We start from the raw sequence: 26,306 nt of genomic DNA on the forward strand, positions 1-26,306 counted from the left end.
ATGCGGATTAGATTTATAGTATGAATGCCCCTTGCAAAAAAAGCCATTAAGGATACATTCTCTTAATGGCTTTTACTATTCACTTTAGAATAATTTTCTTTTACGCAACCTTAATAATACAATCTGTTAGTTATCCCTTTGGTTTGATAGAAAGACAGGAACTTAATTCTTACCTGTAATTATCATGTCTTGAATTTCTTGTACATGTATTTCCCGTTAAAATACTATATCTTAAGATTATTATAGGATTTTCGAATAGTTACAAATAAATTTAATATCTTTTACTGTATTTTCGACCTCAGTAAGTATAAACACGCTTGGATTAATAAAGATATGATTCTCAGAATAATCATTATTAAGTTCTAAGAAACTTGCATAAAGATAACTAAACAACAATTTACTAAAAATATTTGTTAATAAACTGTAGGATTCGACTCTTCTAAGAAAATAATGTAAATCGGATTGAAATTTTTCTTCATTATTGAATGAAGGGAATATTTGAGAATAATAATCATGCCTCTTGAAGTTAAAAGAGGGGTAATTTCTACCTAATTTAGCATTATACAACCAATCCTCATAGCATCTATTTTTCCAATCAATAAATGGACCTGTAATGTTTTCAGAAGAATTGTACCCATATTTATTGTATGCTCTTTTTATTTCAGTGCGAGTCTTTTTATCTAGCTGTTTCAATATAAATCTTTCAACAGATTTCATAATTGCTTTAGATTGCTTAAATAATTCTAAATTTAATTTCACCCTTATAAAATGCTCGCTTAGGTATCTCAATGATCTAAGATCTTGTTCCGGATCTTCAGCAATAAGCGAACGTAAGTAATAGCTACTTTTCGTCTGTCCTCTTTGAGGATATTGTAACTGAAAACTACTATTATTATTATATGAAATAGGCACGAAACATTTGAAAGTTATATTATCAAATAATTGTGGTATCAACGTAGTATTTATATTTTTTAAATTATTTGCACTGATCTTAATTGGGAAAATGAAATATAGTTTTTTATCCTTTGGAATATGACTAACTAACCTATTAATAAGAGGGTCATAAATATCATGCTTATTTTTCCACTTAGTAGAAATTACACGAAATTGTATATTTTTTAAAATATTTCGTTTGCAATTTTTGCAACAAAAAGCATCTTCTTTATAACCTAAATTAAATTTTCTGAAGATGCTCTTACAAAAAGGACATTTATTCGTTAAGACTTCAGAGGGGTGATAAGGACAATTCTTTATAATAATCGTTTGATGATACATACTGTGAAAACCTTCGGCTATACACTTTTTACAGAAGTATAGATCAGTATGTAAAGCAGGCAAATTAAAATTTAACAATGGTATTGTTGAAATATAATCCTTAATATATTTATCGAAATCTGTATGGAAAGTTTTTAGTAATTTTTCCTTTGATAGATATGATGACTCAATAAGGGTTCCTTTTGGTGTATCTGGATTTACAAAAACAGTGTTTGATTGAATAGCATAATACCTAAAAAACTCTTTTCCATTAATAACATTTGCAAATTTAAATTTTTCCACAATTCCCCATAAAGATTCATTTGTTTGTATCCACTCTGGGTTCCAAAGGTTAATAGATATTCCCCCTTAAAAAATTTAAGTAGTTCGACCATATATCTCCCATTCTAAATACCCTGTACTTTCAAATATTTCTTTTAACGTTTCAGATGAAATATGAATAATATCGTAGTCCTTCTCTTCTTCCCCATACTGTAAAAAGAGATTTTCTATAAATAAAACAATATACTGCATTGGAATATCTAAATTTCCTTTTATTCCATGGGTTCTTCTTGATTCCTCAATTATCTCCCAAATTGTTGATGTTAATGAGGTTAGTCTAAAACCATTATCAAACGCATCTGAGAAGTAAAACTGTGTATAACTACAAGAGCTTCCAATTGGATACTCAGAATACTTATCATAACCTAGTAAAAGTTCTTCTAAATCCTCTATATCCAGAATTCCTTTGAATTCATAGGCTTGTGACATAAATCTCCCAACTAATTGATATCTTCCGGTATCCCGATAAACAGTCCTCTGATTAAGTAATTCCCTTTGTCCAACCAAGAATACAATTAAATGTACCTGGGCTAAGCTCAACTCATTATAAATATCCATCAACCATCGATATTCAATTTCAAAAAGATTCTGAGCATCATCCAAGAATAAGATTACCTTGTTTGTATTTGCTTGTTCTGCTTTTTCGATAAGTAAATTAACTAGTCGATTTCTTTTTACATTTGATTTTGATCCTACCAATGCTAGATCGTGTTTTACACCTAGTAACATGTCCTCAAAAAAAGAATTTTCATTTGGGTTTTTTCTTGTCTTACATGTTATGTGATATAGTGGGTAATTCGGTCCTAAATCTTCCTGTAAAACACTCACTAAATAACGAACTGCCCCTGTCTTCCCTATTCTCGGATAACCATAAATTATAGCACCAGGTAATCTATTTCGAATCCATTTCGTCACATAGCTATACAATTTACTAATAGCATTGGTGCCTATACAATAATCTCCGATAGCGATAGGATGAGTTTCAGCATTAATATTAGGCTTTTTAAAATGCATCTTCATTTACAACATCCTTTACTAAAATTGTATTGTTCTTCTCAACTTTTCAAATGATTTTTCTTGTTTTTTATTAGAGGCTGATCTCGATTTATACTGACTGTCATTATGTACTGAATCTGACATAACACCTTTATCAGTTGTATCAGCTTTATATCGCTTTTTTTTACTTACTTGATTCCTTTGAAAGTCAGCAAGTTTACTACGTATTTTTTTACTTGAAGAATTTTTCATTAAGTAATTATGATAAATTTCAATGGGGTCATCACTTATATTGATATGAATCTCTCCATTATTTTTTAAACGATTTATGGCTTTTCTTTCTCGTAAACTGTGGTGTCTAAGTCCCCATTTACCAGTAGCTGTTAAGTTGCCAAGTTCACTACCATCTTCTAAATAAGCTTTTACAAAGCGAATATCATCAATATTTACTGCCAATATTAGCTTTTTACCTACAAGACTATAAGTGTTCACTAATAAATCATTTACATATCTAACACCTTCATAATAAATATAGGGCCTTATTCCTTTAGTTATATTTCCTCTAACTGTTCTTTTCACTTTTTGTGTAAAAAACAAGAACTCAGCTCTTTTTTCATTTGGTAACATATTAATAAACATACCCCTATCAATACGTTGTCTCAATATTTGTAAAGGGGTTAATCCTGTTAAACTAGAGTGTGGAGTAGCATTGTACTCTGCTATAAGTACATCAGTTATTTCATGTATATGGTCTACGTGAATTTCATAATCTGTTGCTATTTCGTTAGAATTTTTACGCCTTCTAGGATCTTTTGGTCCACTTCCTGTTGTGTTAATCAATCTTTGGTATCCTTTTGATTCAAGTGTTTTAAAAAATCTTTCAATAAACGCTCTTCTAACAGGTGTAGCAACTGGACCTGCATTTACAGAACATCCAACAAATTTTCTTAAGGTTTCCTGTACAATATTAGCTAAATTAGCCTTTGCATTGTCATAACATAGCTCATCCCAAATAGCATATTGCATTTCAGGAATTAGATAAGATGGAAATCCTACATCTTCTTTATATTCTAAACCAGGAATCGTTAATTGCATCGGTTCCCAAGGTTTAATTGCATTGCGTATACACATTAAAACATCATCAGAAGAATATTCCTGATTAACGCATAAATGATAACCTAATATACTTCTTGTAGCTACATCAATAATTGATAAAATCCAAATACGATTAATTGTATCAATAACTTGATCACCTTCTGGAGTTGTATAAATAAGTGCAATTGATGCATCAATTTTATGACCATCAAATTCAACTCTCTCTAATGGCCGAATGATATTTGTCATTTCAGATTCAGTTAAAACAGAACCAGTATTTTTTGCTTTCATATTAGCATCATCCCCGAATTTTGCGGCGCTAGATATAAAATGTGAATCCTTTAATTTGTGTAAATATCTTTCAACAGATTTTTTAGCTTTTGTTTTTGTATTTAATGGATATTCATTTAGATCGATTCCTGATTTTATACAATTTTGTATAAAATATTGATGTATCTTCCTTAAGCTCATATTAAATTCTCTTAATTCCCCCTTTTTCTTTTTATTTAAAAAATCTTTTTCCAGGCTTTCTCTCAATTTTGGATGTTCTTCTAAAAGTGTTTCAAATTTAGTCAGTTTTCGCTTTTCAACTCTGAAATGTGGAATTAATGCCCTAAAACCAAAAGGACGACCATCGGTATGCAGAAGTAAACACCGTTTTAGAAGTCGATAAAAATCACTCTTATACAGGCCATATTTTTGACAAATGGCAAGTAAAGAAGTATCTGTATTAATATACGCTTGAACAGCTGCTTTTCGTTTTAAATATAATTCAAGGTATTCTGGCTTTACATTATCCTCCAAAACAGTTGGCCAGTTTTCCATTAATTGCAGATTCTGTTTAAGTAACTCTTCGTCTCTAATCATTTTTATATACCTCCAGCCTTTTGCCAAAAAAATTACGATTTAAGTCTGCAGAAATAGTACCATTAAACAATAGGAAAGCAACATTTGGAAATAATTTATTAACTGGAATTGATAATTTTATTGCTATTTGTTCTATCGAAATAGATTTAGTATTTATGAGATTTATTAATGAATCGTGAATACCCAAATCATAAGAACTATGATTTTTTAATATCATTACAATTGTTTTATAATTAGAGAGAAGATTCTGATTAGAACGTATATCTTTATCTGTAATAACGCGATGTATAATCCCCTTGTCCTTACAATATATTTGTTGTGTTTTAATCTGTCGTTGAACGCGAATTTCCTTAATATCTCTCTCGTATTTAACTTCTCTTATTTCTTCAGTACCATCTGCATATAAAATCCACATGTCTGGTATAGAAGTATAAATTTTTTCATCTATTACTTGTTTTATCTCAAATGGCTGTTCACAAAAATTAATAATAAAAGGATTACATTCAACAGAAAGCCAATTATCATACTCTAAGTTACTAGAAAGGTGTACATCACGTTGTAGCTTTATACTATAACTGCTCCATCGATTATTTCCGAATTTTTTCGAAAAATTCTTATTAATTGGTGTAAACAAGATATCCCCTTCCCTTCAGTTTGTTATGTAATTGAATATTGTACTAAATTAAAATTACCATCAAATTTTAGAAAATTCAAACTTTTATACCAAGCATAGTTCTCTTAAAATATTTGACTTTATTCAAAAATAAAATATTTTTATATTTAATTATTTATAAACTGCAAAAATCACAAACTTTAACTTTAAAAATCTTCTTAGGACATAAGAACGCTTAACACAGTAGCTAGGATATATTTTATGATAGTATATTCTTGAGGTGGTATTTTTGGTAAGGTTAAAAAAATCTGCAATAGGTGTTTTAGATGTTTACAATCAAATTGAAAATCTACGAAAAAGATTCGGAAAAGTAAAAAAAGCTGAAATACACTTTCATACTCCTGCATCATATGATTATCGATTAAAAACACCTGATAAGTACTATTACGATTTAACTGAAGAGGAAATAATTGAATATGCTTATGAATTAGGATACTTTAGCGAAAATGAAAAATGTATTTATCTGAATGATTTTAAATCGGGAAAATTCTCAGACGAAGAATATTTAAAGATACTAACTGAAAAAAAATTGCCTTTTGAAAGTTTTAAAGAATATCTTTCTTATCAGTTAATAGCTTATAAAATGTACACTGAATCCATTGAAGTTGCTGTTATTACTGACCATAATACAATTTCAGGTTTCTACAAATTAAAATATTCTCTAAACCAATATTATCAGGAAAAAATTAAACCAAGTAAAAAAAACATATCCGATATTAAATTAATTTTAGGTGTTGAAATAAGTTGCTCTGATTGCAATCATGTTGTAGGTATATTTGATGAAGGCAGCTATGATAATGTACAGCGTTTCTTGAATGAGATAATTCATGATGAAAAATCTGGAACAATTGAAAATACCTATACAATACTTAATTTAATCAAAGAGAATCAGGGCATTGGTTATATCGCTCATATAAATACATATGAAGGTGTAGGTACAAAATTATATAAAGAAAAATTATTTAATCCTGATTTTTGCAAAATTCTCGGTATTACCAACTTAAATGTAGATGGTTGGAAAAGTAAAACAAGCAAATCATTTGATAGTTCGAAAATATGTTTTATACATGAAAGTGATTCACACTTACTTTCCGAAATAGGTGTTAAAAATACTTGGATTAAAATGAACAGAATTTCTTTTAAAGCATTAAAGATCGCACTCCAAAATCACACTTTCTGTATTTTCACTGAAAAACCAGAATCAACGCCAATTTTTATTAAAGGTATAGCTATAAAACCTGTACAAAATAGTTTCTTAAGAAAAAATCAATCAAATGATTTATTCATTCTGGATTTTTCAAAAGATCTTAATTGTATTATTGGAGGAAGAGGAACTGGAAAAAGTACAATTTTAAATATTATGGATACCATCTTTACTCAAGAAGCTGAGTCTATCAATAAATTAAAATTTATCTCTTTATATGAAACAATTTATGTAGTATTTAGAGCATACAATAAAGATTATGTTATTAGATTTCTTCCACAAGTTTATGATCATTATGATATAACACGAAACGATTTTTTTTCCTATACAGCTTTCAAAAACAGTTCATTAGATGATGAAAAAAAATTATCAAAAGAATGGTATGATTTATATGAAATACCTGATAGAAAAAGTGCAATAGAAATTTCAGATATAAACGATTGCGAAATGATTTTAACTACTGTATATAAAAAGCATTATTCTATAAACCATATTATAAATTTAATTCAACAACGTAAATTAGGTAATTTTATAAAGGAAGTAATACATGCTGGTATTAGTAATGATCAACTAAGTAAGATACTTTTAACACTTAGAAATTCTAAGGAAAAAGATTTTTTGAAAAATCTTAAAACATCTATCTCAAAACTATATCCTGTTATTGAAAAAATTGAGAAAAATGCTTTTGAAAAAACTCAAGGATTTAATAATCATTATAGTAATATCATACAAATTAAATTTTCGCCTCTAAAAAATCAAACATCCAATTATATTTTTGAGCTTTTTAGAAATTCAAATATCAAATTAGATAGGTATATTTCGAAAACTAAGCTAAAATGGATTGATTTAATCACCTACCTAGATGTTATTCTAAATAAGATTACATATTTAGAATTCTTAGATATGTTGGTAAACAGACAATTTGCAAGAATTAATAAGATTGAACCTATAAAAAAATACGCTACAGAACCATTGACATCAAAGGATATTGCCAATGGTTTTGAAAATATAGACAATGTTACTACTGGAAGATTGCTTGGACCATTATATGATATTGTTAAAAATAATAAAGAATATACTGTTCAATCCATTGAGAACTATATAAAATCAATTGATGATTTTACATTGTTATTTAATATTAATTCAAAACAATCATTAGCGACGCTTAGCTCTAATTTTAGAGAAATTGAAACTCTTTCTTTAGGACAACAGGTAGTAGCTCTCCTTACTTTTATAATGGAATATGGTAAATATATAGGGGATTATACGCCCTTTATTATTGACCAACCAGAAGACAATTTAGATAATCAATATATATATAACACTCTAGTAGCAAGTTTAAGAAAGATAAAAAATCATAGACAAGTTATAGTTGTCACACATAATTCTACAATTGTAACTAATGCTGATGCTGAACAGGTCATAATTTTAAATTCAGATGGAAAGTCAGGATATATTGAAAAGACAGGATACATTAGTGATGAAAAAATTATGAAACTGATTATGGTACATTTAGAAGGTGGAGGGCAAGCTTTTAAAGATAAAATGTTTACTTACTCAACAATATTAAATTAATTTTATTTTTACATTTTTTTCTTCAACGTTTACAAAAGTAAAAAAAGCAATACAAAATAGTCCTATGACTTATCTGTATTGCTTTTTTGTATTCTTTCCCTTCACAACCCATGCTCAAGTTTTTCATATTTCTTTCTATCTTCAAAAGGTGTAGTATCGAAAGATTCCATTCTTCATGAAAAATTTCATTTGTCCAAAACTAATTGTCTCAAAATACAAGAAGTCCAAAACTATTTGTCCATTTTTAAGACAATTAGTTTTGGACACTAATATTTAACAATCCTTATATATCATGCATTTATAAGACATTCATTATGTCCAAAACTAATTGTCTTTTTACATTAAAAAAATAAGTGTAGTAAACGCTCAGTTAATTTTGTTTAGGACAACAAAATTTTATATGCACTAGACCATAAATGCTGTAGACTCTGCTTAAATTAAATTTAATGAAAAGACAACAAGCAAGTTATTTATACCTGCTTGTTGTTACCAAACGTTTTTTATTTACAGATGTCATCTTTACTTTACGTGCTTATTAATTAATAGTACCCATAGTATCAATCCATCATCCCCTTAAATAATTCGCTATTACAGCTAAAACTCCAATTAAAAAATGCACCCTTGATAAAACCTTTAATTGCATGATTATTTGGTATGGTTTTCAAATCTCTATTCATCGTTCCAAATACAGTCTTTTTAAGGCTCAAACCCAGCCTGGCTCACATACACTTGATTTTCGGGAAAGACTTCAATAAATCGGTTATATACATTTTTAAGAACATGTGGTCCGTACCATTCCTCTAAACCAAGTTGGGCGTATTTCTTTTCAATACCGAGTTTTCGTGTGCGTTTACCGCCACTACCATCGCCCATGAAGTAGTCATCTATACAGATCCGATCGACATATGGCTTTAGTTTCAACGGAAAATGGTTCCCACTTGGTAAAATGGGAGCTATAGCAACTTGGGTTGGTATGCCTGCAGCTGCTAATTTTCCCAATGTTTTAAAGCGTGCCTGGATTGGAGGTGCCTTTGGAGTAAAATGTTTTCGTATCGTTTCAGAATCGGTTTCAATCGTCATACTTACTCGAACTTTTTCCTTCAATTGTTGCAGCAAATCGATATCTCGACTTACCAGTGGGCTTCTAGTCTGTATTAATAAGAAGTCAGGTGGATCTTCTACCATAACTTCTAGTAGAGATCGTGTCACCTTTTCCTTTTGCTCTATTGGTTGATATGGATCTGTACTTGATGACATAAAAATGGTGACATTTCCTTTAGCTTTGGCGCGACGAATTTCTTTTTTTAGTAAATGTGCAGCTCCATTTTTTACATCTACCCAATTTCCCCATTCTCCTTCCCGAAATAGAGATACTGGCATTTCACGTACATAGCAATAGGAACATCCAAATGAACAGCCTGTATAAGGATTAAGTGAATGCGTATATCCGGAAAGGAAGCCAGTCCCTTTATTCAGAATGGTTTTTGGATTTTTATAGAATAATTCACTACTCATGAAGGCATCTCCAATCGTTGTACAGCAATAATTAGATTACTCAATGTGTAATGAAGCTCGCTTTTCCAGATTAAGGAGCAGAGTCTTCATTTCTAATCCGCCCCGATAGCCAGTTAATGAGCCGTTCTTTCCAATTACGCGATGGCATGGCACCGTAATTAATACTGGATTAGCCCCAATAGCCGCACCTACTGCCCGAACAGCTGCGGGTTTATGAATATCATTTGCAATATCAGAATAGGATTTCGTCTGCCCATAAGGGATATCACAAAGTGCCTGCCAAACTGCTTGCTGGAATGGTGTACCTACGTACTCAAATGGGATCGTAAAGGATTTCCGTCTTCCGTCTAGATACTGAGTGATTTCAACGACAAAGGGCTCAAGTTTTTCAGCATTTTCAACAAGCGGACTTCCTGGAAAGTGTTTCGTCGCCCATTCGACTAATTCCTCAAATGGTTTGTTCTGTGAACCTATAAACACAAGACCCTTTGACGTTGACGCTATATAGAAGTTCCAATCTTTAAACTTTAGTAAAGACCAGTAAAGTGTTGGTTTATTCAATTTTTCCATTGTCCTGTTCCTCCATCTTCCTTATTTGACGAAATTGCGCTGGGGTCTGGCCCGTTTTCTTTTTAAATAAAGTAATAAAATAAGGCGTATTAGCCATCCCCACACAAATGGCGATATCTCCAATCGCTTTATTTGTCTGAATCAAATACTTTTTAGCTGCGTGAACTCTAACTTGCTGTATATACTCAACTGGCGTAATGCCCTTAATCTTTTTAAATGTTCGCTGCATATGATACGGACTTCCATGACAAATGCTTGCTAACGATTCTAGCGTTAGTTTTTCTGTGAAATTTTTATCAATATATTCCGTAATTAAATTAACCCACTCGCTATCAGGTAGATTTTCATTTGTAGGCTTGCACCGTTTACAAGGGCGAAAATTTGCACGGAGAGCTTGTTCTGCGTTTTGAAATATACATACATTTTCTTTTTTCGGAACGCGTGATTTACAAGAAGGCTTACAAAATATCCCTGTTGACTTCACAGCGTAAAAAAATTGATTATTGTACGTTATATCATTATTTATAATGGCTTGCCATTTCTCTTCTGTTATCAGTTCTACATCATTCGAATGACTTTGAGTGTAGCTCTCTTTGTGGCCGTGATCCATTCTATCTGGCATTTTCTCACCTCAACTTATAATATACTCCCTATCCATTCAAAATGGACATTTCAAAGAATGAAATAGCAACATATTGAAATTTAATGTTTATTTAGAATCGTGAAAAATGATTCCAAGGCCATATCGTTCTCCCGAAATAACCGTGCTTACACCGTGCCGTACTGTATTTTTATAATAACCCTTTTTACCGAGAACAGGTCTGTGGTTAGTTGGAAAAATAAGTGCACTGCCTTGCTCTAACGTAATGACATGTCCCCTGCTTTGGGCACGTGGGATTTGTTCTACTAATAAAGATTCTCCACCGGAAAAGTCTTTCTCACGTTGATTTAATACAAACACTACTTGAAACGGAAAAAATAGATCGCCATATAAATCTTGATGCAAACAATTAAATCCGCCTGTTTCGTACTTTAATAGTAAAGGTGTCGGTCTCGTTTGATTAAATTCCTCACAGGTATTCAAAAAATCTTGAAGTTGTTCTGGATACTGCTCCGTTTTCTTTAAATAGCTCAGCCACCGATTAGCTGTTTTCGCTAATTCTACATAAAAAGACTCTCTTAAATGTTGAAGGATGTCGGGTAATGGATATGAAAAATATTTGTACTCCCCATTTCCAAAGCGATATCTCGTCATATTGATTGTCGTTCTGTAGGACTCTTCCTCCCCATACATTTCCATGAAAAATTCACATTCCTCTTTTGTTAAAATTGCTGGAAGCTTTGCAAAACCTTGCTCATCTAATTCATTTTGAATGGACTCCCAATCTAAGTTTTCGACACGTGCCTTTATGTCCTGTATCATGTTATCCCTCCTATTTAGCATTCTTGATAACTAACACTATAACCTCATCCATTGAAAAAAATAAGGTGTTTAGAATGTAATAGCAAGATAACAAAATTACTAAAGATGATGATGTGATAAAGTAAAAATGACATCAATGTATTTTGTAAAGGAGAATGAAAAAAATGATATGGCATGAAGTCAAGAATGGTATTGTCATTACCCTACCTGAACAGTTCAACATGAATGCCAATCTAGGCTATCTATCAAGAGAACAGAATGAATGCATGTATGAAATAGAGAATGATAGCATTACAAAAGTAATAACTATCGGTGAAATTCGGTCCTTAGTACAGATAAACGTCATTAATAATAAACAAATGCTTGTTCAATTCTTAAATGAATCTAAACCTATTGAGAGGTGGAAATGCGAAGAGATTGTCAAATTTATGGATGAGTGGTTTGATCTTCATAACGATTTAACACCCTTTTATGAAATGGCAAAAGCAGATCCTTTACTTAAAGTACCTGCCCGAAACTTCTATGGATTACGAGTAATTGGCATTCCTGATTTATTTGAAGCTTTATGCTGGGGAGTTTTAGGCCAACAAATTAACTTAGCCTTCGCGTACATCTTAAAGAGGCAATTTGTAGAAAAATTTGGCGATTTCATCGAATGGAATGGTAATAAATATTGGGTGTTCCCATCGTACGAAAGAATTGCACAGTTAACACCCTCAGACCTTGCAGATATTAAAATGACGGTGAAAAAAAGCGAATATATCATTGGCATTGCGAAATTAATGGCAAGTGAAGAATTGTCGAAGGAAAAATTAATGAAAATGGATTTTAAAGATGCTGAAAAAAGCTTAATTAAAATACGAGGAATTGGCCCTTGGACAGCCAATTATGTTTTAATGCGCTGCCTTAGGTTCCAGACAGCCTTTCCAATCGATGATGTGGGTCTTATTAATTCGATAAAACTATTACAAAATATGAATCGAAAGCCGACGAAAGATGAAATCACGGAATTATCGATACCATGGAAAAACTGGGAATCCTACGCCACCTTTTATTTATGGCGTGTCCTTTACTAAATAAATTCTATTTGAGACCAATTATAAAGAGCATGCTTTGAAAAAATGAATCAAAACATGCTCTCTGCCTCTTCGTTTCTAAATTCATATTAAAGCTGTAAATCTTCTATACAATCCATCGTTGTCTTTATAAACGCTTTGACAGCAGGAAGGGATTGCTTCTTTGATCGAGTAATAATGCTTATTTCACGGGAAGGTTCGGGTAAGAGAGGTTTTACAATGGTACCTTGTAAATTATAGGGTAAAGCTAGCTCTGGCATGATGGTAATGCCTAATCCTTCCCGTACCATTGCAATGATAGTTTGATTACCTTCCACATTAAACTGGATGTTTGGGGAAACTTCTTGTTCCTTTAAAAATTTCATAACACTTACCTCACATCCTAGCTTGGGCATAATAAAAGCCTCCCCCTGAAGATCTTCCACTTTTACTTGTCCATTTATTGCAAGATGATGATGAATTGGTAATGTGAGGACCAATCTATCGTTTAATATAGGAATTGTCTTCAAATGATCCAAGGGGTTACTTAAAGACGTGAAACCAATATCCACTTTCCCCTCTTCTACCCAACGCGTTATTTGATCATAGCTGCCATCATAAAAGTTTATTTCAATTCCCTTAAATTCTCCTCTAAACCTTGATATGATAGTAGGCAACAATTTTGATGAGAAGCTTGAAAAACTACCAATATTTATTTTTCCATTTTGTATACCTAAAATTGAAGCGGTTTCTTGTTTAATGCTTTCGGCTTCTGTTAGGATATTTCTCATATGTTTTATAATACGTTCTCCACTATCTGTTAATGAGATTCCATTTCTCCCTCTATTCAAAAGTGTAATACCGAGTTCTGACTCTAAAGAAGCGATATTATGACTGATTCCGGATTGTGTCATCGCCAATATTTCCCCTGCTCTTGTGAAGTTACCCATATCGACTACTTTGACGAATATTTCTATTTGCAACAGGTTCACAATATAACCCCCATGTACGATTAATCTTTCCATTCAACTTCCTCATGTTGATGATCAAAAACATGAATTTTACTTATTAATTCTATCATAATACAATAATCTTAGAATAAAGGAGGAGATAGCCATGACTAAAAAGATAGAGTTCTATTATGTAGATGCTTTCACAACAGAAACTTTTGGAGGGAATCCAGCGGGCGTTATACCGAATGCAGAAAACTTAACAGACGAAGACATGCAAAAAATAGCGAATGAATTAAACCTTTCGGAAACGGCCTTTCTTTTACCGTCAACGAATGCTAATGCCAATTATAAAATAAGGTATTTTACACCAACCAAAGAGGTTGATTTTTGCGGTCATGCCACATTAGGTACAGCATGGTTAATGGCTACTAAGTATAATTGGATTGATAAGGACGATAAAATAGTCTTTGAATCCAATATAGGCCTAATTCCTGTAAAATGGCTGATGGAAAATAATCAATTAACGCGAGTATCTATGACTCAAGTACGTCCTCAAGTAAAAAGTATCGACATTAGCCCAGCAGTCGTTGCGGATCTTGTAGGTATACTTGAAACAGACATTGATGATAGATATCCAATAAAAATAGCGAATACAGGTGTCCCACATCTTATGGTTCCAGTGAAGACCCGTCAAGCAATTGACCAAGCAGAGCCTAACTTAAACGAGCTTAAAAAGATGAACAATGATTTTAACATTTCAACCACTCACCTCTTTACCTTTGACACAAATGGGCAATTTGATATTTACACAAGAGATTTTTGCCCCAATATAGGAATTGATGAAGATCCAGTTACAGGTGCGGCAAACGGTGCATTAGGCGGTTATTTATATCTTGAGAATATACTAGCTCAACAAGAAAGACATCAATTAATGATTGGTCAAGGACATACGATCAATAGACCAGGGATTCTTTATGTAACGATTACACCTGATGCGGAGAATGCTGTTATTGAAGTAGCAGGAGCTGCAGTTGTTTCCATTGAAGGAAAAATATTTGTATAAAGAGCAATATATATATTATTTTCTGAATTTTCAGTATTTAATTCCAAGATAGAATAAACTTCTCTAAATTCTTCGCTTTTTGCGCATTTAGAGAAGTTTTATTTTTGGTGGAAACACATTTTAAAGTCAAAGAAGGTACCTCAAACCATTACCAATCATATCAATGTGGTACTACTATAACTCTCCACAATTTCTAGACCCATCTCGAACAAAAAGTACACTTCATGATAAAGCCTAAACTTTTTGTTGCCAAGGTTTGATCAAATTGATATTAAGAAAAGAGCGTGTTTTGGACATAAGTTTGATCCAAACACGCTTTAACTTTGCATAATTTCACCATAGCTAGAGCGTCTCATCCAATTTCTGGATTTTGGTGTGGGACATTAAATAGACATTGCCTAAAATGTCGATGTTGCCTCCCTTTACACGTACAGCGCAATCCTTGTTCGACGCATAAATATTTATTTCTTCCGATAAAGCAGACAACTCATCTTGCACCAACTCCATGTTATTTTCAAGATCAAAATGCGACAGGATGGAAAAATTGTCAAGACCAATTCCGTCGTATATAGAGGTTTTTTCAACTGGATAGCCAAAGTTTTTCGAGCATAACCATTTAGCAGACATATTGATGGCTCCTGCGCTTGCCCCCATCACAACCGCTGTGCTTTTTTTGATTAAATCCGACAATTCATAGTCTATTAAAAACTCATTTTGTTTAAGAGTATCTCCACCTAACAAGAAAATGGCTGACGCATTTCGAATAAAGGCTTGGGCATCTTCCTTCTGTACGTGATAATTAATTAGATGATAGTCATCGAATAGAATACCTGCTTGGTCAAGCCATGAGCGTTCAGTAGCACCCTCCTCTTCATACAAAAGTGGATTCGAGCTAATCATAGCAAGCGATTTTCTATCAGTTATATCCTCCTGTAATACCCTGCCTAGATTCTCTGGAAAAAAATCATTAAACCAACCTAAATAATAGTGTGTTTTCATGTGTACCTCCGTCATTAATACCTGCTTTTATAAGTTCTGTTTGTAGTACGAAATAAAAGGTTTTTTTCTTTTTGCAATTTATATTTCATCACGATAAATATCAATATCGTATTCTGAGTTGGTGTCATAAGCAAATTTAATAAGTTTTTGATCTATGAAAAGACCAGAAGTTTCAGGAAAAACAAGGATAACCGCTATTTTACATTTTAAATTATATTTCTTTTTAAATTGATTGATAATGTTTACCTTACTCGTAAAAATATCTATTAGTTCATTTATTTGTAAAGTAGGATCACTTGTTAGTTGATCATCTATTTCGTAAGTCCACGATGAAGTATAACTTTCGTGTTGCGTTTTTCCAATTGTATAGTGTGCACCTTTTGTACGTGTTTCTGTTGGTGTAATTGCTATTTTTTGTGTGAATTCATCTAGTGGAAAATTATCTCCAAATACACAAAAATAAGACCTTATATTAGTTGTTGGCTTTTGCATTCTTTCTCCTTTCTTGAGGAATTAATTAAACGCCATCAAGAATAAAATTTAAAAATACAATTACAGTACCCTCTCCGGGAGTACTATTCACCATGGGATACTGTTTGTTGTTTAGCAATGCTCATGCCCAAAAATATGCAATTAAAGTAACTACCTATTTATATAAAGTACCATGTAAAAAAGTAAACCTTCTAAACTTTGAATGTTTAAAAGGTTTTTTTCATGTTTGGCTATCAATATTTGGAGATAGCCATTTTTACTTATATATACCGTGCATGTGCTCGAAGATATTTTTCTACGTCATTATACAACCCTGATTGATTTGCGTATTTAACATAATTTTTTGCTGTACGAAGCCAATCTAATGTAGAAGGCTGAAGTTCATGTAGTGCCCTTACTAAGTCGTCGGTAGTAATGGGTCTTTCATTACCTGAAAGTAATATTTCTTCTAGCACATATTCAGTAGCTAATTCCACTACATTAGCTATATCAGCACCTGAGAAAAATGGCGTTTTGGCTGCTAATACGGCTGTATCAACATTTTCAACAAATCTTCCCTTTAATTTCAAATTAAAAATTTGCTCTCTTGCTTTTTCATCTGGTGGCGCTACAAAGATGAGCCGATCAAATCTACCAGGTCTTTTTAGAGCGCTATCAACATCCCATGGTGTATTGGTAGCAGCCATCACCAGAACCTCATCATTGTTTGTATCCACACCTTCCATCTCGGTTAGAAACGTATCGATTATGCCACGAACATGGGAGGACGTTTGTGAACGACTCATGCCAATAGTATCTACTTCATCAAAAAACATAATGCTAGGCTTTTGGAAGCGAGCCTTATCGAATATAGCTTTTAAATTCTGTTCACTTACTCCTATATAAGGGTCTAAGATATCTGTAATATGAACGGGATAAAAATTCGCCTTACATTCTCCCGCTGTCGCTTTAGCGATATAGGTTTTCCCACAGCCAGGTGGTCCATAAAGAAGAACGCCACCCCCAACTTTTTTACGGAACTTTGCAAACAATCCCTTGTTATAAAATGGACTAATAATGCGTAAGTTGATCGTTTTCTTTAAATCCTCAAGACCAGCAACATCCGCAAAAGTCACTATTTCATCGATTTTTTTTATAGCCTTTTTAGGTGCATCCCCATCAATCACCCTAAACTTCGGTTCAAGGTTTTTTACTTTTCTATCTTTTAACTGTATGTCAGGAATGTTATCTGGACTATCCAGTTCCACCTCTGCTACTGTGTCTAGACAATGATCTACAATAGCTAATTCAGCCTTGTCTTCATCGTCAATTCCAGCAGAGCTAGCATTCTTTGGAGAGTGTTGAATTTGTAAACCAGCCTTTGTTAATTCCTGAATGATGTCATTTCTTAGCTCATCGTCCGAGCAAAAAGAAAGACCTAAAGAATAAGTTTGAACCGCTTCAAGCCAACGATGCTGATCAGCTAGTTCTTTGCCAAGCCATAAATACCCTTGTGGATCATTAGCATTTTGATCTACCATTTGTTGTAACCATTTTATTTTATCCATATTTGTAGCCCCTTAATTTTTTTAATCCCTTTACAAGAGGAATTGATATCCATGTATATAGAGCTAATGCAATATAGCATTTTATAAATAGAACCGCTACCGTATTAAAACCTGAACCTATTAATGAAAAGTAAATGACCACTCCTATTAGCCAAATGACAGCAGTACCACCTATATATTCAACGAGGCGATTAGGTGCTAATAGCGGGTGTCCTGACAGTTCAGACTCCTCTAATAATTCATACAATCCTTTATCCTCAGGGTTAAGTAGAAAAGCCTGTCTAAAATATTCTTGTGCTTCTTTTTCTTTGTTATGAAAGGATGCATGGATTCCCAAGTGTAATAGTTTAGATAATTCACTATCACTTGAATTCATATATTGCTCCAATGCAAGGATTCGTTGTTTTTTAGGGCTATTAATCTCCTCTAATATAAAATAGTTACGTAATACAAAACTATTTTCAGGAGCCATCTCACGCGCTTTAGTAATTAATTGTTTTGCTTTTTTTCGATGCCCCATTTTTTTCATTAGAACTGCATAAGCAGCATGGTTTTCAGCATTATCTGGATTGGCTCGTAATGCTTCGAGAAAAGCTTCTTCAGCTTCCTTCCAACGCTCCTTTTCCATATAAATATATCCAAGAATATGGAAAACCAATTCTTCACTGTAACCCAAATGCAGGGCTTCCTTTAATTGCAATTCAGCTCTATTGTAATCATCCATAACATAATAACTGTAGCCTAATATAAACCAGAGTCGACTGTTTTCAAGATGTTCAGCTATCACCTCATGAATAAGTTCAATCGTTTGTGCATATTTCCCTATTTCAAAATAGTGTTCTATTATTTCAAATGTTGCCTCTTCATAGTTTTCATTCATTTCAATATTTTTATGTTCAATCATTCTGTAGTAAAGCTCCTTTTTAAAGCGCTAATAGGTATGCCATAGCGATAAATTCGATAAATCCAGAAACAATACATGCTAGAAAGCCTGGCATCCATAAGGACTCAGTTTGTCCACCAACAGCTAGATGATCTTTATAGGGCTTATTTAAAAAGGCGAAAAAAATAAAAAATCCAGCCACTGCAATAATTCGTCCAAAAACCTTTATGTAGTCTTCATCAATCGCTAGGATTCCTTGTCCGATGACATAAACTATGATTAGTTTTCCTGTAATTAGTAAACCACTAAGAATCGATAGTATTAGGATATTTTTTTTTTCAAGTTTTAACCTCTTAGCATTTTGCATACCTAATGCTACAATGGCAAAAATTCCACCAAAAAAAGCGACGAAAAATAAATTGTTTACAACATAACTTCGTGTTCGATCCTCATTTTCGTTTAATATACTAGGTTGATAAATATGTTCCATTATTCCTTAGTTGTCTCCTTTTCAATTTTTTCTTCCTTATTTAGGGCTCTTCCATTTTCTTAAGCCTTTTACAATGGGAATAGATATAAAATAATAAAGTGTGAAAAAAATAGAAAAGCGAAGTAGGTGATTGATAAAGTTATCATTGGAAATAAGCTTGTCAAGAAGCAGACAAAGTATAAGCCACATCATGAATACAAATCCAATACCGCCTATTCGCTCTACTATACGGTAAGGAAGCAAAAGCGGGTGAGTTTTAATTTCCAATTCCTCTAAGTTCGATAAAATTCTTTTATCCTCAGGTTTTATAAGAAAAGCTTGTCGATAATATTCTTTAGCTTCCTTAAATCGATTATTAAAGGCAGCACTCCAGCCAAGATGAATTAACTTTGCAAACTCACTATCCGCTGAATTCATATAAAGTGCTAGTGCAGAATTGTGCTTTTCCTTTTTTGCAGCCATTTCAGTAAGTGAATAGTGGTATAAAACGGCTGTGCTGTTAGGATCTAATGCTAGAGCTTTTTCTACTAATAAACTGCCTTTTTTTCTATGACCCGTCATTTTCATCAAAATTGCATATGCTGAATAAACATACGCATCATTTGGATTATTATGTAATGCTTCCAAAAAAGATTCTTCTGCTTTTTGCCACTGTTCCGTTGCCATATAGATGCCGCCTAAAAAATAGTAAATGACGCCTTTATCATACCCTAACTGAAATGCTTTAAGAAATGGCTCAAGTGCTTCTTCATATTGACCTATGGAATAATGACTGACAGCTAGCATATACCATAATTCCTTATTTTCCATATCTTCAGCCATCCGTTGTTTCACTAAGGAAATAACATTTGTGTATCTTCCAATCGCAAAATAGTGTTCAATAAGAGCCATAGGTGTATTTTCTTTTTCACTGTTCATGCACATAAATTCCTTCCCTAATTAGCTAGGACACTATTTCTAAGAAAACCATCTATAAAGATGGAAATTAAACAATAGATAATCCCTATCCAGTACAGGGATTTTGTTTCCCCCACAAATACTAAATGTTCTTTATAAGGTCTTTTCAAAATCACCAAAAAGATAAAATAACTTACTCCAGCCAGTAACCGATTGATTAGCAAATCCATTTCTGCGGAAAAAGGAAGGAAAACATAAAAGATTATAGTAGCCGTATGGAGAATTACACTGCTTACTATTAGTAGTCTGATGTAATGCTTCTCTAGTTTGAGGGCGTTGGCATTTATAAATCCAACGATCGTAATGGCAAGTAGACCTCCAATAAAGGCAACGATGACTAAATTATGTATGCTAAAGCTTTTTGTCCTCCTTACTTTCTTATTAGTTAAGCTTGGTGTATAAAGTGAATGCAACTAACCATAAGCCTCCTTCTATTTAGTACCTATCCCATTGACATTTCGTATTATACATTTATTTATCAATAATGGAAACTATTTCTTTAAATGTATAGGCAGATCATTTATTGAAATGCTTTCTGTTAAAATTACTGTTTTCATCGCTGAATGTTAGAAACATCTTCATAATCATTAAATATTCGTGTTTAATTCAAAATGGACAGTCTCCAGTCGGTGGAGAAAGCGCATTTTGAAGGCTAAAATACGAACATTTCAAATGTTTATTTTATTAATAGTTCGTTTTTATTTTTTTTTACTTTTGATTCTATGTATTCACGTATTTTCTTTCCAATCCCTATATCCAAAGTTTACTTACTTTTTCTAATAAATCGCTACTGGACTTCCCTCCCTAAATACTCAAAATTAGTTATTAGATCAAAATTTCCCATTTTTTATTCATTACTACCTCATAGATTTATTTTCAGCATACAAAAGGGGAACATCCAAATTTGATGTTCCCCTTTTGTATCTATTACAATTTACATTTTGCCCTATATAAATCAGCATGCTTATTGCTTGTTCTCCATTATTTAAAAGCAGTCGAGTTATCAAGAATGATCTCATTGTCAAGCTGTACAGGCGCTTTCCTCTTTATACTTTACTGCTATTCCCCACATCCAACAACATGGATTCAACTTATCGCTTTTTTATTCTTACTTGTTCAAGTTGTGACGGATTTAATAAAATAAAATTACATCCAAGCAGAAAACAAGTCCTACCCTTTATTTCCAAAATTTAAGGACATAAAAGGCAGGACTGCCATCATGAATAAAATTTTAATACAATGACAGTACCCTCTCCGGGAGTACTAGAAGCAGCTATTTCTCCACCATGGGCTAGTGTTAATTGTTTAGCGATGCTCATGCCCAACCCCGAACCACTTGTGTTTTCCTCTGAATTCGTACCACGATAGTAGCGTTCAAATAATTGATCTAACGTGGATGAATCCATTCCAATACCATTATCCTGAATACGAACAGTGAAGTAATGATCACTTTCCTTCTGCACAATAATATCAATTCTCGTATTTGTCGGATTATGCTTAATAGCATTAGAAATCATATTATCAATAATACGCGTAAACCATTTCATATCAAGAGGGTATGATATCGGCTCTTCAGAAGCATGAAATGAAATATTATAAAAAGTAAATTGCGGATCATTTATAAAATGAATAACGGCTCTTCGAATGACTTCATTTACTTCTTGCGTTTGACGAACCATGGGCAAGGCATTGTTTTTTAGGCGATACGTTAAGCTTAAATCATCGATTAATTCAGACATAAAGGTTGATTTTTCACGTAATGTTTTCCCAATCTGTTGAAACTCTTCTTGTGACCAATTGTAGGGGGCTGATTCAAGGACATGCGCATAACCATTTATAGAAGATAAAGGTGTTTTCAAATCATGAGAGACCCCAACAATCCAATCTTCGCGAGTTTTTTCAATTTGGTTGCGAAGCTTTTCGTTCTGCGTGAGCTGCTGGTTCAAATCATTCAAGGAATCATTAATTTCTCGAAATAAACGGAAGGACCGCTTCTTCTTGCCACGACGATTTAGGGACCTATCTTTTTTCTTAGCCTCTTGCTCGTGATAATTACCATTTGCCAATCGTTGAATAAAGTTAACAATATAGAGAACGGGTTGCCCAAATCGTTTACCGTACCAAAACGCTGTGGCGATGATGAATAGAATAAGGGCTACTCCATATAGAAGAAATGCTTTTCCTAAATAGGTATTATGCTTACCTTCCTCCACCTTTACTGCAGCGGATGGTACTTCAATGACCCATGTTTGCTGTTTCTCTGCATCAAAATGTATATATTGGCTGCCATTATTTCTAAGCTGATCAGCCTCATCCCCAAGTAAATGATCGAGTGAAAGTTTTGCTTGAGGATTTTCCACATTCCCGTATTGTTGGAGGATCTCCCCATTCGCTGAATAAATGGCTAGCGTTCCGTGAGTTTCTTCCAATAGCCGCTCCCCTTGCTGAGAGAGGCGCTTTCCATCCCATTCAATTGGAAGTTTTTCTGCTAGCTGTCGTGCAGGACGTTTTTGACCAACTACAACAAAATAGGTTTGTCCACCCTTCTCCTCCTGGCTAATAATGAGCTCGTATGGGAACGGGATGCTTTTTTGCCAAAAGGCTATTAATTGACCAGCTTCGTAATGCGTTGGAACATCAGATGGTAGTTTGGAAGAGGCCAACATATTTCCGTGAGCATCGATTATTTGTAGCCATTCCTCACGCTTTTCTATATCAGAAATTTTGTTAGCATCTAACGACACATGGCCATTTTCAATTGAAAATGTTTGCCTTAATGTACTATTGCTTCTACTTGATACATGCTGTGTTTCAGGTTTACTTTCTAACTGCAACCCAACATACACTAAAAAAATGATGGTACCTATTGCTAAAGCCACTAATACAAAAACAATTTGTGAAATAAAGGTAAAGGCAAGTCGACGACTAATTCGATTCATACCATCCCCTCTTTTTGAATTAATTTATAGCCTAGTCCTCTAATGGTTAATAACAATTCGGGGTCCTTCGGGTCCTTTTCTATCCTCTCGCGTATACGGCCAATATGTACGGTAACCGTATTATCATCCCCAAAGCTATGATCACCCCAGACAGCTTCATATAACTGACTTTTCGTAAATATTTGATTGGGATGCTTGCAAAAAAAGAGTAGTAATTGATAGACCTGAGCGGGACAAGAAATGACTTGTCCATCCACCATTAATTCCCCTGCACGCTCATTCACCTGGAATCGACCAAAATCGTAAATGAACGTATTTAAAGATATGTGCTGTGGTCTTTCCTCCTCATATAATTTAACGCGGCGTAGTTGCGCTTTCATTCGAGCGACTATTTCTAATGGGTTAAATGGTTTTGTAATATAATCATCCCCGCCCATAGCAAAGCCTGTTAATTTTTCTAAGTCTGAGTTTTTTGCTGTAATAAATAAAATCGGGGCCTCTGTTGTCTCCCTAATAAATGGACAAATATCAAAGCCACTCCTATCTGGCAGCATGACATCCAATAAAATCATGTCGTATGGCTTCTTATTACATGCATTTAACGCTTCTTGAGCAGTACTTGCACGATCTATTTGTCGAAAGCCCTCTTTCATTAAAACCATTTGTAACATATCTAAAATGGCTGATTCATCATCAACAAGTAAAATGGCCACATCTTGTAAATTCATATTTAAAATCTGTCCTTTCCCGTCTAACATGGAATTCATTTTAACATGTTTTTTCCAATGAATAATACTGCTAGTTTGTCACCACTACAAAGCGAATATAAACAGAACATAAACAACGTTCATAAAAGTTTATTAACATGTCATCTACCGTTTCGGCTTACGTAAAAATCAGCCTTTATACTCTAAAGAGTGTTAAAAATAAATTTCTATTATGGAGGAACCACTATGATTGCTATTTGGAAAAAGGAGTTTATTCAATCATTTCGCAGTATCTTTTCACTTATTACGATTGGCATTTTTATTGCCGTCTCCTATTATTTATCTGATTTTGTCACAAATAGCAGTCTCCTTACTGGCATTAAATTTGCTGAGGCTGGCTATGTAAGTGGACTGGTATTTCTAATTTATATAATGGGCTTTTTATTTATCTTTTCTTTATTTCACGACACCATTAATAGGGAAACGGAAAGTAGGACAATTCGGTTCCTAGTAACAAAAACATCTCGATCTTCTATTATTGTAGGCAAATTATTAGGAATTTTTTCATACTGGTTTATTTGTTTATTAGCGTCATTTAGTATAATCGCATTCTTTTCTCATGAATTTTATATTAAAACATTCGGTAGCTTATTTGTTATGCTAGCGTACATCGTATCATTATGTGTGCTACTATCATGTCTCATTCCTAAGCGATCGATGTCCATGTTTATTGGATTACTAATTAGTATGGCTATTCCTACATTCGGTTTATGGAGCCTTTTTTCAGAAAAACTCTGGTTAAAAATCATTAAATATATGACTCCGTATCATTATATGCTTGAGGGCGGAACATGGGGATGGCTCGTTGTTCTGTTATTTGCAGCTATTATGGTAGGAGTCTCGATACTTAGTCTTCATAGGAGGGATTTGTAATGACCGTAATTGAAACAATGGATTTAAAAAAATCCTATCACAAGCATTTAGTTGTACGGGGCATCGATTTACAAGTACAGGAGGGAGAAATCTTTGGCTTTTTAGGAAGAAACGGTGCAGGGAAAACAACTTTCATTAATATGCTTACAGGGATTGTTCTTCCAACTAGTGGGCAATTTCGAATTTTAGGTGTACCTAACAATCAGCTTGATCGTGTAAAACACAAGGTGGGTGTTCTACCAGACTATACCGAGTTTTATGGCAATGATACTGCTCTGGAACATCTTCAATTTTTTGCAAAATTACAAAAGCACAAGGTAACTAAACAACAATGTGTAGATTTATTAGAGCAGGTAGGCTTAAAGAATGCGGTACATGTTAAAACAAAAAAATTCTCGTTCGGGATGAAAAAGAAGCTAGGCGTCGCACAGGCTGTCGTCGGAAATCCAGATTTAATTTTCCTAGATGAGCCTACTTCGGGGATGGACCCGGAATCTGCGTTAGAGATGCAAAAATTCATACGAACATTAGCCAGTCAAAACAAAACTATTTTTATGACATCACATAATTTAAATGAAGTGGAAAAGCTATGCAGCCGGATTGCTATTATGAAAAACGGCATTATTTCAGGTCTAGGAACCATCGATCAATTACAAAAGCAATTTCAGACTACTATTGAAACAACTATTAAGCTCTTACCTAAAAATGACACGTTGTACCGTCATGCTCGCGAAGAAATCGAAGCTTGGACGACGATTAACTATTCGGATAATCAACACATTACTGTGGCAATACGTGATGAATCAGATATTGCTAGCATTGTGCATTCCTTATGTAAATTTGATACAGACATTTTTGATATTCAAACAAATCGACCTTCATTAGAAGAGATATTTATGAATGACTAACAATACGTAAGCAACTACTTTTAAAGGAGTTGCTTACGTATTCGTGCTTTTGGTATTTTCTCGTTAAACCATTAATGGAGTCCAGCAAAGCAGTACATGATTGTAAAGATCAGCATAAAGGTTAAAATTGCTCCTAGTACATTTTGATTATACGTATTTTTTCCATTTATTAGTTTCTTTAAAAAAGTAGTAAAATTTAAAAAATATAAAACTCCTAATACTGGTATAACAAACAACAGTATAAATAACATAAAGTACTCCCCCTTATTTTTCATTATATTAAGTAACAAGCATACATCTTTAGCTTAATAAAAAACGGTCCCATACCTTTTCATCCATCCAGAAGAAACCCTCGTGCGAGCAAGCTGCTAATAAACATTGTTCATCGTCATAAAACATTAAATCCTCCGGTAATTCTGGCGTAATCCAACCAAAAAGTGAGTCGGTACGCTCCTTCAAAAATTGAGCAGTCGTATCATTTAATAGAAAATAATAAACAAATGCCGTATTTTCGCCAAGCGTTGTCGTCGCCACCCATTCATTTTGAACCTTTCTTTCGATAAGCTGACTTTTAATAGGAGCCAATAGCTCATCAACAGCGGCTAACCGTAATTCTTCATTTTCCATCAATTGTCTGTTCTCAACAAAGGCAAAGCGGTTACATCGTTTCGCTAGTATATCGATAAGATGTTGATAGCGTTGCTCCATAAAAAAAGAGCTGCGGGTAGCAACTCCATGATTTTGAATGAAAACCATTGTAAAAAACACTAAGTGATTATTTTTCCTATCCTTTGCTTGTCATAACGAATGGATGCAAAATCATAAAAGCTTATGTTGATTAATTCCTGCATCCATTCGTTCTATTG

Annotated in this window: 24 protein-coding genes; 5 read left to right on the top strand and 19 right to left on the bottom strand. The window is 33.3% G+C overall.

Annotation, left to right across the window (positions count from 1 at the left end; all coding sequences use genetic code 11):
- Positions 1-240 precede the first annotated feature (240 nt).
- The 4 genes from MKY80_RS11525 to MKY80_RS11540 all read right to left on the bottom strand — a co-directional run bounded on the left by MKY80_RS11525 (position 241) and on the right by MKY80_RS11540 (position 5,188).
- Positions 241-1,557, bottom strand: coding sequence for a hypothetical protein (locus MKY80_RS11525; protein ID WP_342529254.1), 1,317 nt, complete (start codon positions 1,555-1,557; stop codon positions 241-243).
- Positions 1,558-1,632: 75 nt separating this feature from the next.
- Positions 1,633-2,616, bottom strand: a complete 984-nt coding sequence (locus MKY80_RS11530; RefSeq protein ID WP_342529256.1) for an ATP-binding protein — start codon at positions 2,614-2,616, stop codon at positions 1,633-1,635.
- A 15-nt stretch (positions 2,617-2,631) separates the two neighbouring features.
- Entirely contained in the window at positions 2,632-4,554 is a 1,923-nt protein-coding gene (locus MKY80_RS11535) for a hypothetical protein (RefSeq protein ID WP_342529258.1), read from the bottom strand.
- Complete coding sequence (locus MKY80_RS11540) at positions 4,547-5,188, bottom strand: TnsA endonuclease N-terminal domain-containing protein (RefSeq protein WP_342529259.1); 642 nt, start codon at positions 5,186-5,188, stop codon at positions 4,547-4,549. Before MKY80_RS11540 ends, MKY80_RS11535 begins: the two co-directional genes overlap by 8 nt.
- 268 nt (positions 5,189-5,456) lie before the next feature.
- Here MKY80_RS11540 and MKY80_RS11545 point away from each other — a divergent pair, with 268 nt between their 5' ends.
- Entirely contained in the window at positions 5,457-8,006 is a 2,550-nt protein-coding gene (locus MKY80_RS11545; protein ID WP_342529262.1) for a Spaf_1101 family AAA-like ATPase, read from the top strand.
- A 696-nt stretch (positions 8,007-8,702) separates the two neighbouring features.
- On the opposite strand, the gene MKY80_RS11550 is transcribed toward MKY80_RS11545, so the two are convergent.
- The 4 genes from MKY80_RS11550 to MKY80_RS11565 form a co-directional block, all read right to left on the bottom strand.
- Positions 8,703-9,521, bottom strand: coding sequence for a radical SAM protein (locus MKY80_RS11550; RefSeq protein ID WP_342529264.1), 819 nt, complete (start codon positions 9,519-9,521; stop codon positions 8,703-8,705).
- A 36-nt stretch (positions 9,522-9,557) separates the two neighbouring features.
- Positions 9,558-10,091 (bottom strand): methylated-DNA--[protein]-cysteine S-methyltransferase, encoded by a 534-nt coding sequence (gene adaB / locus MKY80_RS11555; RefSeq protein WP_342529266.1) that lies wholly within the window; start codon positions 10,089-10,091, stop codon positions 9,558-9,560.
- Entirely contained in the window at positions 10,075-10,713 is a 639-nt protein-coding gene (locus MKY80_RS11560; protein ID WP_089986502.1) for a bifunctional transcriptional activator/DNA repair enzyme AdaA, read from the bottom strand. The genes adaB and MKY80_RS11560 overlap by 17 nt, the downstream gene beginning before the upstream one ends.
- A gap of 87 nt (positions 10,714-10,800) precedes the next feature.
- Complete coding sequence (locus MKY80_RS11565; protein ID WP_089986501.1) at positions 10,801-11,514, bottom strand: 2OG-Fe(II) oxygenase; 714 nt, start codon at positions 11,512-11,514, stop codon at positions 10,801-10,803.
- A 164-nt stretch (positions 11,515-11,678) separates the two neighbouring features.
- Between MKY80_RS11565 and MKY80_RS11570 the strand changes: the two genes are divergently transcribed.
- Positions 11,679-12,590, top strand: coding sequence for a DNA-3-methyladenine glycosylase (locus tag MKY80_RS11570; protein WP_171364874.1), 912 nt, complete (start codon positions 11,679-11,681; stop codon positions 12,588-12,590).
- 89 nt (positions 12,591-12,679) lie between these two features.
- Here the strand turns inward: MKY80_RS11570 and MKY80_RS11575 are convergent, their stop codons facing one another.
- Entirely contained in the window at positions 12,680-13,594 is a 915-nt protein-coding gene (locus MKY80_RS11575; RefSeq protein WP_342529274.1) for a LysR family transcriptional regulator, read from the bottom strand.
- A 91-nt stretch (positions 13,595-13,685) separates the two neighbouring features.
- Between MKY80_RS11575 and MKY80_RS11580 the strand changes: the two genes are divergently transcribed.
- Complete coding sequence (locus MKY80_RS11580; RefSeq protein WP_008177815.1) at positions 13,686-14,585, top strand: PhzF family phenazine biosynthesis protein; 900 nt, start codon at positions 13,686-13,688, stop codon at positions 14,583-14,585.
- Between the two features lie 342 nt (positions 14,586-14,927).
- On the opposite strand, the gene MKY80_RS11585 is transcribed toward MKY80_RS11580, so the two are convergent.
- The 9 genes from MKY80_RS11585 to MKY80_RS11625 form a co-directional block, all read right to left on the bottom strand.
- Complete coding sequence (locus tag MKY80_RS11585) at positions 14,928-15,584, bottom strand: Type 1 glutamine amidotransferase-like domain-containing protein (protein ID WP_342529277.1); 657 nt, start codon at positions 15,582-15,584, stop codon at positions 14,928-14,930.
- A 78-nt stretch (positions 15,585-15,662) separates the two neighbouring features.
- Positions 15,663-16,076, bottom strand: a complete 414-nt coding sequence (locus tag MKY80_RS11590) for a DUF4279 domain-containing protein (RefSeq protein WP_342529279.1) — start codon at positions 16,074-16,076, stop codon at positions 15,663-15,665.
- Between the two features lie 260 nt (positions 16,077-16,336).
- On the bottom strand, positions 16,337-17,623 hold the full coding sequence (locus tag MKY80_RS11595) for an ATP-binding protein (protein ID WP_171364878.1): 1,287 nt from the start codon (positions 17,621-17,623) through the stop codon (positions 16,337-16,339).
- Positions 17,616-18,527, bottom strand: a complete 912-nt coding sequence (locus MKY80_RS11600) for a tetratricopeptide repeat protein (protein ID WP_008177808.1) — start codon at positions 18,525-18,527, stop codon at positions 17,616-17,618. Before MKY80_RS11600 ends, MKY80_RS11595 begins: the two co-directional genes overlap by 8 nt.
- 19 nt (positions 18,528-18,546) lie before the next feature.
- Positions 18,547-18,996 carry a hypothetical protein gene (locus MKY80_RS11605; RefSeq protein WP_342529283.1) on the bottom strand — a complete coding sequence of 150 codons (450 nt, stop codon included), beginning with the start codon at positions 18,994-18,996 and terminating at the stop codon, positions 18,547-18,549.
- A gap of 36 nt (positions 18,997-19,032) precedes the next feature.
- Positions 19,033-19,806, bottom strand: a complete 774-nt coding sequence (locus MKY80_RS11610) for a hypothetical protein (protein ID WP_342529285.1) — start codon at positions 19,804-19,806, stop codon at positions 19,033-19,035.
- 125 nt (positions 19,807-19,931) lie between these two features.
- Entirely contained in the window at positions 19,932-20,366 is a 435-nt protein-coding gene (locus MKY80_RS11615; protein WP_008177804.1) for a hypothetical protein, read from the bottom strand.
- An 804-nt stretch (positions 20,367-21,170) separates the two neighbouring features.
- Positions 21,171-22,892: a HAMP domain-containing sensor histidine kinase gene (locus MKY80_RS11620; protein ID WP_342529288.1), complete on the bottom strand. Its 1,722-nt coding sequence runs from the start codon at positions 22,890-22,892 to the stop codon at positions 21,171-21,173.
- The gene (locus MKY80_RS11625) at positions 22,889-23,620 is read right to left on the bottom strand and encodes a response regulator transcription factor (RefSeq protein ID WP_342529290.1); all 732 of its coding nucleotides are present in this window, start codon (positions 23,618-23,620) and stop codon (positions 22,889-22,891) included. The genes MKY80_RS11620 and MKY80_RS11625 overlap by 4 nt, the downstream gene beginning before the upstream one ends.
- 225 nt (positions 23,621-23,845) lie before the next feature.
- On the opposite strand from MKY80_RS11625, the gene MKY80_RS11630 reads away from it, so the two are divergent.
- Both MKY80_RS11630 and MKY80_RS11635 read left to right on the top strand, forming a co-directional pair.
- Positions 23,846-24,532 carry an ABC transporter permease gene (locus tag MKY80_RS11630; protein WP_036125970.1) on the top strand — a complete coding sequence of 229 codons (687 nt, stop codon included), beginning with the start codon at positions 23,846-23,848 and terminating at the stop codon, positions 24,530-24,532.
- Positions 24,532-25,440, top strand: a complete 909-nt coding sequence (locus MKY80_RS11635) for an ABC transporter ATP-binding protein (protein ID WP_008177795.1) — start codon at positions 24,532-24,534, stop codon at positions 25,438-25,440. Before MKY80_RS11630 ends, MKY80_RS11635 begins: the two co-directional genes overlap by 1 nt.
- A 300-nt stretch (positions 25,441-25,740) precedes the next feature.
- Here MKY80_RS11635 and MKY80_RS11640 read toward each other — a convergent pair whose 3' ends face one another.
- Positions 25,741-26,148, bottom strand: coding sequence for a stage III sporulation protein AH (locus MKY80_RS11640; protein ID WP_342529295.1), 408 nt, complete (start codon positions 26,146-26,148; stop codon positions 25,741-25,743).
- Positions 26,149-26,306 lie beyond the last annotated feature (158 nt).

The sequence above is a fragment of the Lysinibacillus sp. FSL R5-0849 genome (assembly GCF_038595075.1).
GTDB classification, from domain to species: Bacteria; Bacillota; Bacilli; order Bacillales_A; family Planococcaceae; genus Lysinibacillus; species Lysinibacillus fusiformis.

Excerpts from the sequence above, each read along its gene's own strand:
- MKY80_RS11530 (WP_342529256.1), bottom strand. The coding sequence starts at position 2,616 with ATGAAGATGCATTTTAAAAAGCCTAATATTAATGCTGAAACTCATCCT.
- MKY80_RS11535 (WP_342529258.1), bottom strand. The coding sequence starts at position 4,554 with ATGATTAGAGACGAAGAGTTACTTAAACAGAATCTGCAATTAATGGAA.
- MKY80_RS11550 (WP_342529264.1), bottom strand. The coding sequence starts at position 9,521 with ATGAGTAGTGAATTATTCTATAAAAATCCAAAAACCATTCTGAATAAA.
- adaB (WP_342529266.1), bottom strand. The coding sequence starts at position 10,091 with ATGGAAAAATTGAATAAACCAACACTTTACTGGTCTTTACTAAAGTTT.
- MKY80_RS11560 (WP_089986502.1), bottom strand. The coding sequence starts at position 10,713 with ATGCCAGATAGAATGGATCACGGCCACAAAGAGAGCTACACTCAAAGT.
- MKY80_RS11565 (WP_089986501.1), bottom strand. The coding sequence starts at position 11,514 with ATGATACAGGACATAAAGGCACGTGTCGAAAACTTAGATTGGGAGTCC.
- MKY80_RS11570 (WP_171364874.1), top strand. The coding sequence starts at position 11,679 with ATGATATGGCATGAAGTCAAGAATGGTATTGTCATTACCCTACCTGAA.
- MKY80_RS11575 (WP_342529274.1), bottom strand. The coding sequence starts at position 13,594 with ATGGAAAGATTAATCGTACATGGGGGTTATATTGTGAACCTGTTGCAA.
- MKY80_RS11580 (WP_008177815.1), top strand. The coding sequence starts at position 13,686 with ATGACTAAAAAGATAGAGTTCTATTATGTAGATGCTTTCACAACAGAA.
- MKY80_RS11585 (WP_342529277.1), bottom strand. The coding sequence starts at position 15,584 with ATGAAAACACACTATTATTTAGGTTGGTTTAATGATTTTTTTCCAGAG.
- MKY80_RS11590 (WP_342529279.1), bottom strand. The coding sequence starts at position 16,076 with ATGCAAAAGCCAACAACTAATATAAGGTCTTATTTTTGTGTATTTGGA.
- MKY80_RS11595 (WP_171364878.1), bottom strand. The coding sequence starts at position 17,623 with ATGGATAAAATAAAATGGTTACAACAAATGGTAGATCAAAATGCTAAT.
- MKY80_RS11600 (WP_008177808.1), bottom strand. The coding sequence starts at position 18,527 with ATGATTGAACATAAAAATATTGAAATGAATGAAAACTATGAAGAGGCA.
- MKY80_RS11605 (WP_342529283.1), bottom strand. The coding sequence starts at position 18,996 with ATGGAACATATTTATCAACCTAGTATATTAAACGAAAATGAGGATCGA.
- MKY80_RS11610 (WP_342529285.1), bottom strand. The coding sequence starts at position 19,806 with ATGGAAAATAAGGAATTATGGTATATGCTAGCTGTCAGTCATTATTCC.
- MKY80_RS11620 (WP_342529288.1), bottom strand. The coding sequence starts at position 22,892 with ATGAATCGAATTAGTCGTCGACTTGCCTTTACCTTTATTTCACAAATT.
- MKY80_RS11625 (WP_342529290.1), bottom strand. The coding sequence starts at position 23,620 with ATGAATTTACAAGATGTGGCCATTTTACTTGTTGATGATGAATCAGCC.
- MKY80_RS11630 (WP_036125970.1), top strand. The coding sequence starts at position 23,846 with ATGATTGCTATTTGGAAAAAGGAGTTTATTCAATCATTTCGCAGTATC.
- MKY80_RS11635 (WP_008177795.1), top strand. The coding sequence starts at position 24,532 with ATGACCGTAATTGAAACAATGGATTTAAAAAAATCCTATCACAAGCAT.
- MKY80_RS11640 (WP_342529295.1), bottom strand. The coding sequence starts at position 26,148 with ATGGAGCAACGCTATCAACATCTTATCGATATACTAGCGAAACGATGT.